The organism is Aquimarina mycalae (genome assembly GCF_029906345.1).
In the GTDB taxonomy this organism is placed as follows: Bacteria; Bacteroidota; Bacteroidia; order Flavobacteriales; family Flavobacteriaceae; genus Aquimarina.
Genome location: NZ_JARYGY010000005.1, coordinates 156,023 through 170,818, shown reverse-complemented (window position 1 = coordinate 170,818; position 14,796 = coordinate 156,023). Strand labels below are relative to the sequence as shown.

At 30.9% G+C, this 14,796-nt stretch carries 13 protein-coding genes; all 13 read left to right on the top strand.

The annotated features are described in order from the left end of the window. The first annotated feature begins 42 nt into the window (after nucleotides 1-42). A complete protein-coding gene (locus tag QBK95_RS13130; RefSeq protein ID WP_280934473.1) occupies nucleotides 43-1,530 on the top strand; it encodes an AMP-binding protein in 1,488 nt (495 codons plus the stop codon). 44 nt (nucleotides 1,531-1,574) lie between these two features. After that, a complete protein-coding gene (locus QBK95_RS13125; protein ID WP_280934471.1) occupies nucleotides 1,575-1,814 on the top strand; it encodes an acyl carrier protein in 240 nt (79 codons plus the stop codon). A gap of 9 nt (nucleotides 1,815-1,823) precedes the next feature. Further along, nucleotides 1,824-3,269 (top strand): MBOAT family O-acyltransferase, encoded by a 1,446-nt coding sequence (locus QBK95_RS13120; RefSeq protein WP_280934469.1) that lies wholly within the window; start codon nucleotides 1,824-1,826, stop codon nucleotides 3,267-3,269. Between the two features lie 6 nt (nucleotides 3,270-3,275). Next, nucleotides 3,276-4,208 (top strand): hypothetical protein, encoded by a 933-nt coding sequence (locus QBK95_RS13115; protein WP_280934467.1) that lies wholly within the window; start codon nucleotides 3,276-3,278, stop codon nucleotides 4,206-4,208. A 140-nt stretch (nucleotides 4,209-4,348) separates the two neighbouring features. Next, on the top strand, nucleotides 4,349-5,386 hold the full coding sequence (locus QBK95_RS13110; protein ID WP_280934465.1) for an EpsG family protein: 1,038 nt from the start codon (nucleotides 4,349-4,351) through the stop codon (nucleotides 5,384-5,386). A 17-nt stretch (nucleotides 5,387-5,403) separates the two neighbouring features. Continuing rightward, complete coding sequence (locus QBK95_RS13105) at nucleotides 5,404-6,294, top strand: glycosyltransferase family 2 protein (protein ID WP_280934463.1); 891 nt, start codon at nucleotides 5,404-5,406, stop codon at nucleotides 6,292-6,294. Then, nucleotides 6,294-7,436 (top strand): glycosyltransferase family 1 protein, encoded by a 1,143-nt coding sequence (locus QBK95_RS13100; protein ID WP_280934462.1) that lies wholly within the window; start codon nucleotides 6,294-6,296, stop codon nucleotides 7,434-7,436. Before QBK95_RS13105 ends, QBK95_RS13100 begins: the two co-directional genes overlap by 1 nt. A 1-nt stretch (nucleotide 7,437) precedes the next feature. Beyond that, nucleotides 7,438-8,841, top strand: a complete 1,404-nt coding sequence (locus QBK95_RS13095) for a phenylacetate--CoA ligase family protein (protein ID WP_280934460.1) — start codon at nucleotides 7,438-7,440, stop codon at nucleotides 8,839-8,841. 47 nt (nucleotides 8,842-8,888) lie between these two features. Beyond that, nucleotides 8,889-9,944, top strand: coding sequence for a glycosyltransferase (locus QBK95_RS13090; RefSeq protein ID WP_280934459.1), 1,056 nt, complete (start codon nucleotides 8,889-8,891; stop codon nucleotides 9,942-9,944). A gap of 9 nt (nucleotides 9,945-9,953) precedes the next feature. Continuing rightward, nucleotides 9,954-11,366, top strand: a complete 1,413-nt coding sequence (locus QBK95_RS13085; RefSeq protein ID WP_280934457.1) for an MBOAT family O-acyltransferase — start codon at nucleotides 9,954-9,956, stop codon at nucleotides 11,364-11,366. A 3-nt stretch (nucleotides 11,367-11,369) separates the two neighbouring features. Next, entirely contained in the window at nucleotides 11,370-12,326 is a 957-nt protein-coding gene (locus QBK95_RS13080) for an SGNH/GDSL hydrolase family protein (RefSeq protein ID WP_280934454.1), read from the top strand. Nucleotides 12,327-12,398: 72 nt separating this feature from the next. After that, complete coding sequence (locus tag QBK95_RS13075; RefSeq protein WP_280934451.1) at nucleotides 12,399-13,808, top strand: MBOAT family O-acyltransferase; 1,410 nt, start codon at nucleotides 12,399-12,401, stop codon at nucleotides 13,806-13,808. Between the two features lies 1 nt (nucleotide 13,809). Further along, nucleotides 13,810-14,781, top strand: coding sequence for a hypothetical protein (locus QBK95_RS13070; protein ID WP_280934449.1), 972 nt, complete (start codon nucleotides 13,810-13,812; stop codon nucleotides 14,779-14,781). Nucleotides 14,782-14,796 lie beyond the last annotated feature (15 nt).

Sequence of the window (14,796 nt, the reverse complement as noted above, 5' to 3'; positions counted from 1 at the left end):
TTAATTACTTAGAAAGATAATTAAACTAGTAAATCAACAATAATGAAGCTGATTGCAGATATACAAAAATCAATAGAAAATAATTATGATAATAATGCCTTTTGCATTAATCATAACTATTATACCTATAAAGATTTTGCGCAGATAATTTCAAATATAAGAAGTGCTATCAGAACTTCTGTTAAAAGCACTGAGATAAACATCGGTTTAATTACCAATGATGACATACATACATATGCATCCATTATTGCTCTGTGGATGGAAGGAAAAGCATATGTGCCTCTGCATCCAGAATTTCCTATTAGCAGGATTGATGCAGTGATGAAACAAGCCGCTATCAATACGATACTTGATTCTTTTGTAGATGGTATTACTTTTAAGGATTATAATACGCTACAAACAAATGGTCTAGCTGATTCAGAAATTGAATTAACACCAGTAAACCTTTCTGAAAACGATTTAGGATATATATTCTTTACTTCTGGAACCACTGGAACCCCAAAAGGTGTGCCTATTACATTTGGTAACTTATCAGGTTTTATGGATGCATTTTGGGCATTAGATTACCCTATCACAAATACAGATAGGTGCTTACAAATGTTCGAACTAACCTTTGATTTATCCGTAGTATCTTATTTAGCTCCATTACTTAAAGGAGCATGTATTTATACCATACCAAAAGATGAAATTAAGTATAGTTATATTTTCGAATTGATGGAAGATTATGAACTTACTTTTGCTTTAATGGTACCTTCTATTCTTCATTATCTAAGACCTTATTTTGATGAGATCGATTGCCCTGCAATGAAATATAGTATGTTTTGTGGAGAAGCATTGCCATTAGATGTTACAGAAGAATGGAGTAAATGTGTTCCTAATGCGACTATTGCCAATGTATACGGACCTACTGAGTGTACTATATATTGTACAGATTATACATATAAACGTAATGGGGAAAATAAAACCCATAACGGTATTCTAACCATAGGAAAGGATATGAAAAATACAGCTACGATTATCGTAGATGAGGAAAATAATGAAGTAGCAGTTGGAGAAAAAGGAGAACTATGTTTAAGTGGTGCTCAACTTACACCTGGATATTGGCAGAATGAAGAAAAGAACAAAGAAGCATTCTTTTATAAAGAGTATCGAGGTGAGAACATTAGGTTTTATAGAACAGGAGATGCTTGTAAAGTAGATGAGAATGGAGATATCCTATATCAAGGAAGAGTAGACTTTCAAGCAAAAATACAAGGATTTAGGGTAGAATTATCAGAGATAGAATTTCATGCAAAAGCTGTTTTAGATAAAAAAAACACTGTTGCTGTAGCATTTACCAATAGTATTCATAATACTGAAATTGGATTGGTCATAGAATCTGGAGCTTTTGATACAAAGCAATTATTAGAAGATTTGAAAACAAAATTGCCGCAGTATATGATTCCTACTCAAATTAAATTTACAGATAGTTTTCCATTGAATACCAACGGAAAAACAGATAGAAATAAATTAAAAGAATTATTTAGTTAAGTACCATTATAATCAATCGATAGATAATAAATAACATACCCGTTATGGAAGTAATTACGATAAAAGAAAAAATAAAAGATACGCTTATATCGATATTAGAACATGATAATTTTGAAATGCACGATGAATTAACTGCCAAGGATGTAGATGGTTGGGATTCATTGTCGCATATGATGATTATTACTAAGATAGAAGAAGAGTTTAGTATTCGTTTTAAGCTTAGAGATTTGAATAAATTAAAAAATATGGGATCTCTGGTTTCAGTGATTCAAAGTAAAATTTAACTATAGAACGTGGTTTTTAATTCATTTGATTTTATTGCTTTTATAGTTCCTGTACTATTGCTGTACTGGTTACTTTTTAAGAAATCTAGTGTAACTCAGAATATACTGTTATTAGCTTCTAGTTTGTTCTTTTATGCTTGGGCTGATTGGCGTTTTTTGCTGTTATTACTTGGTAGTACACTGATTAATTATTTTTTAGGGCGCAAGATATATAGTGTTCCAGAAGATAGAAAGAAAAGCATTTTCTTATATATCGGATTGATCTTTAATGTAGGATTGTTATTATATTTTAAATATTTTAATTTTTTCTATGAAGGATTCTATGATATTCTTAATGTTTTTGGTGTTGCATCCGATTATAGCACATTGCATATTCTATTACCTCTAGGTATTAGTTTTTTTACATTCCAAACGCTAGGGTATTTAGTAGATGTATTTAATGAGGAAATTGAACCAAGTAATAATCTTCTTGAATTTTCTGTGTTTGTTACTTTTTTCCCAAAAATATTATCTGGTCCTATAGAAAGAGCTGCAAGTTTTATTCCTCAAATTCAAGAGAAGAAAACGCTTACATATGCTGTTTTTGTTGATGGATTGAGACAAATTTTGTGGGGTTTATTTGCTAAAATTGTAATAGCAGAAAACTGTGCAGCCATCGCCAATCCGATTTTCAACAATTATGAAGATCAATCAGGAAGTGTATTATTTTTAGGTACTTTCTTTTATGCAATACAGTTGTATGCCGATTTTTCTGGGTATTCGAATATGGCGATAGGTGTTTCTAAACTTTTTGGGATACAGCTGATGCGTAATTTTGCAACTCCGTTTTTCTCAACAAATATCAGTGACTTTTGGAGAAAGTGGCATATTTCGTTAACCACTTGGATGATGGATTATGTGTTTACACCATTGTCATTTACATTACGTAGACACCAGAAAAAGGGGTTAGTGATCTCCATTATCGCCACCTTTGTACTTGTAGGGTTTTGGCATGGAGCTAATTGGACTTTTGTGGTATATGGATTGCTACATGGGATTTACTTTATTCCTTTGGTATATTCTGGTAAGATGAATTCTTCAGAGATTGTAGCAAAAGGAAGAGTATTACCTTCGATAAAAGAAGTATTCAAGATGTTAACCTTGTTTGTTTTAATTATGCTAACCGATGTGTTTTTTAGAGCAGATAGTGTTACTCATGCATTTGATTATTTTAATCGAATTTTCTCGAAGAGTATATTAGATTTTCCAGCTGTTATTTTTACAACAACTGCATTAACTACAATGGGATTAGTTGGTCTTTTTGTTATGATAGAATGGGGCAATCGCGAAAAGAAGCATGATTTTGAGATAGGTAATTATAATGTGTACCTTAGATGGTTTGCATATATAGCTGTCTTTTTGTTGATATTATTTTTTGGAAGAAGTTCAGAAACATTTATATACTTTCAATTTTAAATAGCTATGAGAGTACTAATTTTAAAACTTGGCCTTTTTAGTATTATATGTTTATCCATACTCACATTTGTATTGATGAGTTATGGAGGGAATGTGGATTATTTTTATGAAAAATTCACTACTCCCAAAGCAAAATCGATGATCATTGGTGATTCTAGAAGCTTTCAAGGAATTCAGCCAAGTGTTATGAATGAATATTTCGAAGGAAAGGGATATGATATTCCTATGCTTAATTATAGTTTTACTATTGCTCAAGCGATAATAGGACCGTTATATAATGAGAGTATTCTGAAAAAATTGGATGATACTGCTGATAACGGCATTTTCATTATTTCAATTACTCCAGAAATGTTAACCTCTCATATAGATTATGATAACAAAAAAAATGAATTTAGAGAAGATGGACAACCTCCTCATAACATGAATTTTGTAGATGTAAATCCTAATTATGAGTATTTGGTTAAAAATCTATCCTTTTTTCATTTTAAAGCAATGTTCAGAAAAAGCTCTACCGTACATAAAGATGGTTGGTTAGAAGAGTCAAACTTACCTACCAATCCTGAGATTTTTGCCGATTGGAAAAAAGGACAAATTGATCTTTTTTTAAGAGATAGAGAAAAGTATCCCTTGTCAGATGTTAGAATTAAGAGCTTAAATACGTTGATTCAAGAACTAGAAAAGCATGGTAATGTTTATTTAATAAGAATGCCGATAAGTAAGGAGTTTTTAGGATACGAAGAAAAATATTATCCAGGTTTTGATGCGCTTGTGAATTCTATTTCAAAAACTCATAACGTTCCTTATTTCGATTTTAATAAGAAAGAAAAAATATATGAGACCTATGATGGACATCATATAGATAAATTTTCAGGTAAAGAGTTTACCAAGAATTTATGTGATTTAATTTTTCAGGAAAAAAATAAAGAAAATATTCAATAGACTATATTCACAAGTTTAGTTGGAATATTAAAGTAAAAGTGTAATTGTAAAAAAGTAATCAATAATAGTAAAAGAGTACTATGATCGATTTTGTACCGATAGATTTATATTATCCACTGTATATCAATACGTGCTTTTTTATGGTACTATTTACGCTATTGCATACTCGTATTTTAGATATTAATGAGCATAAGAATGTGGTTTTTATCAATGGTACTGGATATTTTTTACTTTTTGCTATAATCTTATATATCGGACAAAGACCAATAAGTAGCCGTTTTGGAGACACCATGAACTATTATAGAACCTTTATGGAGTATAGTCATGGAGCTCCTATTTTAACGGCAAATGATTATGGATGGCATGTGTTTATGAGAGCAATGTCTAGTATTTCTACAATCCATACATTCTTTTCTATATGTGCATTTATATACATTTTTCCGATGTATAAAATCTCAAAAGACTTTTTTAAAGAATATTGGTATTATGCCTTTTTTATGTTTATTGTTTCTTTCTCTTTCTGGACCTATGGTGTAAATGGAATGAGAAATGGAGCCGCTTGTTCACTGTTTTTATGGGGCGTTAGTTATCGTAAAAATAAAGTGGTTATGGGAGCATTCTTTTTATTGGCTAGTTTATTTCATAAGACAGCTTTATTGCCCATTATGGCATTTATAATGACTTATTTTTATAATAATCCAAAAGTTTATTTTAAGGTATGGTTAGCATGTATTCCGTTATCTCTGGCACTCGGTAGTGTATGGATATCTCTTTTTGCTAATTTGGGCTTTGGTGATGATGATAGACTTGCGGGCTATCTAACTTCTGAAGCAGCAGCTGGAACATTTTCGAGTACAGGATTTCGTTGGGATTTTTTGTTTCATAGTGCTTTTGCTGTATTTGCAGGATGGTATTTTGTTTTTAAAAGGAAATTCAAAGATGCCATGTATTATCAGCTTTTGAATACATATCTTGTTTGTAACGGTTTTTGGATTTTAGTAATTAATGCTAATTACTCCAATAGGTTCGCTTACCTATCTTGGTTTATGATGGCAATCATTATTATTTATCCTTTTCTGAAACAACAATTTTTTAAAGATCAACATTTTATGATTGGTAAAGTGATGCTGGTCTATTTTTCATTTACCTATTTTATGTATTACTTTTTTTGGGGCTAACTCTTTAATAATTATTTATGAAGACTATTACAGTATTTACACCTACATATAACAGAGCTTACTGCTTAGATCAGTGTTATCAAAGCTTGATACGTCAAACCAATCAGGATTTTTTATGGCTTATTATTGATGATGGATCTACAGATGATACTAAAAAATTAGTACAATCTTGGATTGCCGAAGATAAAATTGCTATTAAATATCATTTTCAAGAAAATTTGGGGATGCACGGAGGACATAATGCTGCTTATCGTATTATTGACACCTTATTAAATGTTTGTATTGATAGTGACGATTTTATGCCAGATGATGCTATTGAGAAAATACTCAATACTTGGGAAACTATAAAAGACAGATCTGATTTAGCTGGTTTAGTTGGGTTGGATGCAGATAGAAACGGTGCTATTATTGGTTCTAAAATGCCTGATGATCTAAAAGAAACAACCTTAACCGATATATATCATAAACACAAGGTTATAGGTGATAAAAAACTAGTATTAAGAACAGAAATAGTAAAGAAATATCCATCTTATCCAATTTTTGAAGGAGAACGTTTTGTGCCGTTAGGGTATTTATATCAACTGATAGATCAGGACTATAAGTTACTTTCTGTAAACGAAGTTTTTTGTATAGTGGAATATTTGGAAGATGGATCCAGTATGAATATACTAAAACAATATAGAAGGCATCCTAATGGGTTTGCCTTTTCAAGAAAAAGTAGAATGCAGTTAGCGGGTAGTTTCAAAGAAAAATTTAAGAATGCTATTCATTATGTGTCCAGTGCAATGTTTACAAAAAATGCATCATTCTTAGCAGAATCCCCAAAAAAAATAACAACACTATTTGCAATTCCGTTTGGAATATTGTTGAATATATATATCAGAATTAAAACAAGGGGAGAATTCTAATGTCAATAACTAGAGTACTACAAGTTTTTACAATTATGAATCGTGGAGGATCAGAATCCATGATCATGAACTATTATAGAAAAATTGATAGAAATAAAGTTCAGTTTGATTTTTTGGTGCATCGAACAGAAAAAGCTGTTTTTGATGATGAAATTGAAAAATTAGGTGGGAAAATTTATAGATTTAACCCTATTAATCCATTGGCACCAACTAGTTATTATAACGAACTGAGAGCGTTTTTTAAGAACCACCCAGAATATAATATTGTACATGCACATCTCAATACATTTAGTTGTTTTCCATTAAAGATTGCAAAGGAGTTTAATATTCCTGTGAGAATCGCCCATGCTCATATTGCTATGGATACACTAAATCTTGCATCTGTTCTTAGACAAAAAGAAAGCCTGAAAGATGTTGTAAAGCAAATTATTAAGCTTCAGTTAAGAAAAAAAATACATAAATATCCAACGCATTATTTTTCTTGTGGTGATAAAGCAGGAAAATGGTTGTTTGGTACTAATAGTACATTCCAAACAATGAACAATGCTATTGATACGGATGCGTTTAGATATGATCCAGAAATAGCAAATACTTATAAAAAAGAATTTAATATAGACAAAGAACTCGTAATTGGTCATGTCGGGAGGTTTGACAGTCAAAAAAATCATTCTTTTCTATTAAAAATATTTGCATCGCTTGTTGAATTAAAACCTAAAAGTAGATTACTACTTATAGGTGATGGGCATTTTAGGAGCACAATAGAACAAGAAGCTAGAAAACTTTTGATCGCAGATAAGATTGAATTTTTAGGAGTGCGATCAGATGTACCTGCATTGTTTCAGGTGATGGATGTTTTCGTTTTTCCATCCTTATATGAAGGATTACCAGTAACTTTAATTGAAGCCCAAGCGGCAGGACTTCAGGTTTTTGCTTCAGATACAATTACTGAAGAAGTACGTTTGACAAATTTAATAGAGTTTATTTCTTTACAAGAATCGCCAGAATTTTGGGCAAAGAAAATAGATGCGGCACAGAATATAACAAAGAAGGATACTAAACATTTAATAGTACAAGGAGCCTATGATATAATTGATAATGCTAAAAAAACGCAGGAATTTTATTTAACATGTGATACCAATTAATATGGGAGGAATTAAAGAAAAAATATATGGTTTGGTACCATACCCTTTGAAGTTTATTCTATTAAACATCAAAGGATATATGAATGTAAAAGAACGTTTTAATAAAGATTTTTATAAGTATTACAATACATTCAAAGGTCAATGGGATGCAAAGATTGATGTTTTGGAAGATTATCAAGAGGATAGATTAAGAGGTTTATTAATAGAGGTATACGAATATTCTGATTGGTATCAAACAGTGATGAAAGATATCGGTATTACAGCTAGCGATATAGATAATGATCCTTATGCAGTGCTCAAAAGAATGCCGATTTTAAAAAAGATAGAAAGGCGAACAGAATTCGAACGTATTTTAAATAAAAGTAGAGAAACCGCTATGGTTGGTCATACAAGTGGAACAAGTGGTACACCGATGATTGACCACGTTGATCTAGCATCTATCAATATATCTTTTGCGTTCTGGAAAAGGTTTCACTATGCAATAGGTTTAGGTCCTAAAAACAGACAGGTTCGTTTGTCTGGAAAGTTGATTGTAGATCCAATAACGAAAAAACCTCCATTTTGGATGTATAACTATTTTGATGATCAGTTATTGATGTCTACATACCATTTAACAGAGAATAATTTAGGAGCATATATAAAAAAACTGAACCGATTTAAACCCGTACTTATAGACGGATATCCCTCTGCACTTTATATCATGAGTAAGTATATTAATAAGCATAGCCTGAAGTTGAACTTTGTACCTAAAGCTATTGCTGTTACAGCAGAAACGTTGTACGATTATCAGAGAGAAGAAATAGAAAAAGCTTTTCAATGTAACGTGTATAATCAATACGCATCTAATGAAGGAAGTCCATTTATTACAGAATGTGTTGAAGGGAATTTACATTTAAATATAGATTCGGGTGTTTTTGAATTTTTTAATACAGATGGAAAAAAAGCGGTTCCTGGTGATATAGCAAAATTAGTAGTTACTAGTTTTATTAACTATAGAACACCTTTGATACGATATGATATCGGAGATACTGTAATGCTTAATGATGAAAGTAGCGCTGCTTGTAATTGTGGTTGCGAGATGCCAATTATTGAAAGAATTATAGGTAGAGAAGATGATATTTTGTGGACAGAAGAAAAAGGATATGTAGGTAGAATGGATACAGCTTTTAAGGGATTAACTGGGATTAAAAAGAGTCAGATTATTCAAGAGAACCCGAAAGAAATAGTGCTGAATATGGTGATTGATGAAGATTATAATGATAGCGTAGAACTTACATTGTTAAAAAACCTAAAAGAACGATTAGGAGAAGAAACAGAGTATCAAATAAATATTATTGAAGATATACCTGTAGGCGCTAATGGTAAGTTTGATGCTGTAAAAAGAAATTTTGAACTCGAATTTTAATTGAATTGAACAAAAGAGTTGTAACCTATAAAAATAGATTGACCAATTTGACAATTTTACATGTAATAACGGGATTAAGTGGTGGCGGTGCTGAGCATATGGTACTGGAATTAGCTAGTCAAAGCAATAATACTGCTGATAAGACTGTGGTAGTTTCCGTTTCCGAAAGAAAACAAATTCTCCATAAATTCGAGGAAAAAGGAATAGAATGTCATTTTCTTAATATAACCTCTATAAAGAGCTTATTTCTTGGGTTAAAATATTTAAAACAAATTCATAAAACACATAAGGACACTGTTTTTCATTGTCATATGTTTCATGGGTTTGCGATAGGATTTCTGTATAAATTATTTTTTAGAAATGTTCCTATAGTTTTTACGTTACATACCAATAGTGTGAAGCAATTGTATCGAAAACTGTTTTTTTGGACAACAAAAATCTTTAGAAAGAAAGATATCATTTTTAGTAACAACTCTAGAAAATGGTATTTAAAGAATAGCACTGTTATACCTAATGGAGTAGATCTGGATAAATTTAAAAGAAATACTAAGCTGTTAAAAGAGGATACAAATAAACCTTTTGTATTCTTGTTTTTGGGGAGACTTACAGAGCCTAAGAATCCATTGTTTTTAGTAGATCTGATTCAACGTCTGAAGGCGCAGAATTATGTTGATTTCATAATTAATGTTGTTGGTGATGGAGGTTTAAGAGAAAATTTAGAAACTGCAATTGAGCAAAATGGTGTTACCGCTAATATTAAATTATTTGGATTCCAGAAGAATGTTTCAGGTTTTTTGAAAGAAGCGAATTGTTTAATTATCCCATCGCTTTGGGAAGGAATGCCAGTTTCAATCATAGAAGCTGGAGCATCTAAACTACCAGTTGTCTCAACTCCCGTAGGAAGTATTCCAGATTTTTTAAATAATGATAATGCCTATGTGTCTGAACTGGATAATTTTCATACAGCAATGATTTCAGTATTAAAAGATTATAAATTGGCATTGCAAAAAGGCGAAAACCTTTTTGAATTGGTTAAGAGTAAATATGATATTAAAAAGATCTATAAATTACATATAGATCTATATCAAAGCACATTAAAATAATTATGATTTATGCTTTTTAATTCGATAGATTTTTTTCTCTTCATTCCAATAGTATTTATACTGTATTGGTTTGTGGTATATAAAAGTCTGAAACTACAGAACCTACTACTATTAATAAGTAGTTACGTGTTTTATGGTTGGTGGGATTATCGCTTTTTGTCATTGATCGCATTAAGTACGATTGTGGATTATTTTATCGGGCAGAAGGTGTATACATCTACTAATAAATCTACTCAGAAACAATGGATATGGGTAAGTGTGGTGTTTAATATTGGGCTTTTAGGATTCTTTAAATATTATAACTTTTTCGTAGATTCTTGGGTTAATATGTTAGGTTCATTTGGCTATGCAGCCGAAAGTTCGTGGACATTAAAAGTCATATTGCCAGTAGGAATTTCGTTTTACACATTTCAGACTTTATCATATTCCATAGATATTTATAGAAAAAAAATTACTCCAACAAAGGATTTTATTGCCTTTGCTGCTTTCGTTTCCTTTTTTCCACAATTAGTTGCTGGGCCTATAGAAAGGGCATCCAATCTTGTTCCTCAGTTTTTAGAAAATAGAAAATTTACATATACCACGATCTCGTATGGAATAAAATTGATGATATGGGGATTCTTTCTAAAAATCGTTGTAGCTGATAGAGCAGGGATTTACGTAGATGCAGTGTATAATAATGTAGAAAATCATGATGGACTTAGTTTTATCATGGCCACTGTTTTATTCGCTTTTCAGATATATGGAGATTTTGCAGGTTATTCATTAATAGCTATTGGTACTGCTAAGCTTTTTGGATTTAATCTTATGACTAATTTCCGACGTCCGTATTTTGCAGCTTCTGTTAGCGAATTTTGGACCCGATGGCATATATCTTTATCTACTTGGTTTAGGGATTATGTATACATACCACTTGGAGGAAATCGAGTTGGTAAATCAAGATGGCTTATAAACCTTTTTATTACCTTTTTGATTAGTGGATTATGGCACGGAGCTAATTGGACTTTTGTGGTCTGGGGAGCTTTAAACGGAATCTACTTAATTTTAGAAGTGCTTTTGTTTACGAAAAAGAGAAAAGGAATTTTAAATGTGTTTTTAACATTTGTACTGATCAATTTTGCCTGGATATTTTTCAGAGCAAGTAGCGTAGAGAATGCTTTGTATATCGTTAAGGAAATATTCACCAATCCTGGAAATATATATATAGGTATGGGTGATGATATTACTGCTCCAATATATGCGACACTGGCAATAGGGATGTTATTTTTGATAGAAGCAAAAAAAGAATATTTTAATGCTCTTTTTTCTATATCAAAGAATAAAAACGAGTTCGTAAGGCTTATTGGGTATGCGATCATAGTTTTTTTGATTTTATATGTAGGTGTCTTTGGTGAAAGTCAATTTATTTATTTTCAGTTTTAAATCATGATTAAAAAAGAATATAAAGTATTAGGTATAAAGTGTATTAAATTTGTTGGCATCTTGTTGATAGCAGATTTAGTATTCGGAACGGTATCAAAAGAATTGTTTTTTAGTCAAGAAACAGGTAAATATGCAAGATCATCGTATGCGATTAATGAAGTAGAAACGGATATATTGGTTTTTGGTAGTTCTCATGCGCATAGACATTATATTCCAGAAGTTTTTGAAAAAAACTTACAGAATACTGCTTACAATGTAGGAGCAGAAGGACAGCAATTATTATATCATACTGCTATGCAGAAAATGATTCTTAAACGTACTACTCCAGCGTTAATCATTCTTAATATCGATGGAAATTTCCTTTACAAATCACCAGCTGCTTATGATAGATTAAGTGATTTACATCCATACTATTCAGATAATAAAGACGAATTAAGACCTATATTAGGATTACAGTCTAAGTTTATAGATTTTAAATTATTTTTTAAAGCATATCAAACAAACTCAACACTGATTCATGCCATTAGATATTATGCATCTCCACAATTAGATTATCAAGGATATCGTCCTTTATCAGGAACAATGAAACCTTCTGAAGATAATATATATGGTAAAAATGAGAAAGGAGATGACTATATAGAAGAAATCGATGAGAATTTTTTGAACGCTTTTAAAGAGTTTATCGAAAATGCAAAAAAACACCAGGTAAAATTGGCGATGGTTACTTCTCCATCTTTAAATGAAGTAGACTATTCTCAGAATGCATCCATGATTATGATGAAAGAAATTGCGAAAGAAGAAAACATTCCTTTTATCGATTTCTATAATTCTGAACCTTTTAAATTTAATCATTTGTTATTTCATGATGTGACTCATCTAAATAATAAAGGAGCTAATATGTTTACAAAACGTTTGACTGATACTATAAAAACAAAGGGTTTAATTAGTGATACAAATTAATACACAAATCTTTTTAAAGGATAGCTATGAGATATACATTTTTATTTATGAATTCTAAATTATCATTGTTTTATGCTGTTTAACTCTTTAGAATTTTTCTTATTCTTACCCTTGGTTTTTGTGTTATATTGGTTTGTAACATACAAAAAACTAAAGCTTCAGAACTTTTTGGTGTTAGTTGCCAGTTATGTGTTTTATGGTTGGTGGGATTATAGATTTTTGTCATTAATTGCTTTAAGTACAGTAGTGGATTATTTTATAGGCCTTTCTATAGATAGATCTAAAAATACATCAGTACGGAAAAGATGGTTATGGACTAGTGCACTGTTCAACTTGGGTTTACTAGGCTTTTTTAAGTACTATAATTTTTTTATTGAATCTTGGGTTGATCTACTATCTTCGATGGGTTATACTTTAGAGAACACTTGGACATTACAGGTTATTTTACCAGTTGGAATTAGTTTTTATACATTTCAAACAATGTCCTATTCAATTGATATTTATAGAAACCAACTTAAACCTACCAAGGATTTTGTAGCATTTGCGGCTTTTGTTTCATTTTTTCCGCAGCTTGTCGCTGGTCCAATTGAAAGAGCATCAAATTTATTACCACAGATGTTAAGAAAACGAACATTCGATAAAACTCAAGCTATAAAAGGAGTAGAGTTGATTGTTTGGGGAATGTTTAAAAAAGTAGTGATAGCGGATTCATTAGCACCTGTTGTAAATGATATATTTAATAATTATGGAGATTTTTCAGGAGGAACTTTAATTACTGGAGCTGTTTTTTTTGCCTTTCAGATTTACTGTGATTTTAGTGGATATTCTGATATCGCTATAGGAACCGCAAGATTATTTGGGTTTGATCTAATGACAAATTTTAAATTTCCTTATTTCTCCAGAAGTATAGGCGAATTTTGGAGAAAATGGCACATTTCACTTTCTACATGGTTTAGAGATTATCTTTATATTCCGTTAGGAGGTTCTAAGGTGGGTAAACTAAAGGGGATTAGAAATGTTTTTGCTATATTTTTAGTAAGTGGTTTTTGGCACGGAGCTAATTGGACTTTTATTGTATGGGGAGGAATCCATGCATTATTATTTATACCTTCTTTTGTATTAGGCACTAATAGAAGACACCTTGAAGAAAATTCTGTAACAAAAAGTTGGTTCTTTTATGCTAAAGATATCGGGCAGGTGTTATTTACTTTTTTTGTGGTTACTGTAGCTTGGGTATTTTTTAGAGCTAATTCTATCTCTGATGCATTTAATTACCTAAGCAATATAAACTCAATAAAGCTTGATGCATCTAGTTTCGTGATTCTGTTTGACTGGATTCTTGTATTGATATTATTGGTGTTAGATTACTTTAGATATAAGGAACGTAAACTACATATTGTAGTTTGGTTATTACTCATATTAACTATTCTAGGTTGTCTTAATAGAGAAGTGCAATCTGAATTCATTTATTTCCAGTTTTAAGATGAAGTATTTAAAAAAAATTATAGTTGGCCTAGTTCTTTTAGAATTATTAAATCTAGTTGTTGGATTTGTGAGTAATGGAGTAGACGCGGTGTTGCCAATAACAGGGTTTAATGATCCTCCATTGTATTATGATATGGAAAACTCTTATGGAGTAACAAGACAAAAAAACACAAAACAAATAGTAAACTATTCTTGGGGAGGAATTTTATATCACACAAATTCTCTTGGATTTAGAGATCAAGAATTTACGGATGACGGAACCTTGATCACAGGAAATTCCTTTGTAGAAGGTTTTGGAGTAGATGCAGAAGATAGATTTTCTGAAGTATTAGAGAAAAATAATAATATTACAATCAATAATGCTGGTTCAGGAGGAGTTTGGACCCCTATACAGAGTGTGGTGTTATTAAGGGAGCTTTTAAAAAATAAAAAAATGAACTTCTCTAGAAATGTCATCATCCTAACTCCAGGAGAAGTAGTAAATATTGATAAGAGATCTCCAGATAATGATAAAGAGCGAAACTATCCATATAGAAAAGGAGATACTATCGTTTTTCATAAAGCTGCATATTCTAGTTTTACAGGAAAATTGTCACTAAAAGATAAAGTAAAACGTTTTTCTAAAAGTTTATTGATTTCTAAAATATATACCACATTCAAATACTATGGAACAGCTAAGGTAAAAACTAAAGTAGTTGATTTTGATAAAAGTAAATTGGACTGGTTGATTGATCAAATAGACAAGGAAAACTTTGATACGGTGATCGATATTATAGTTATTAATAACTTAGGAAGAATTCAGGTGAATAGAATAGAGGAGTATACCAATACTTCTTCCAGGATAAACTTTAAAGTAATTAATTTCCCAGACGAACTAAGTAATTATTTTGTGGCCAATGGCCATTTAAATGCTAAAGGAAATAGAGTACTGGCCAATTTATTAACTCCTATACTATTAGAAAGTAAATAATAAAAAAAATCCCGA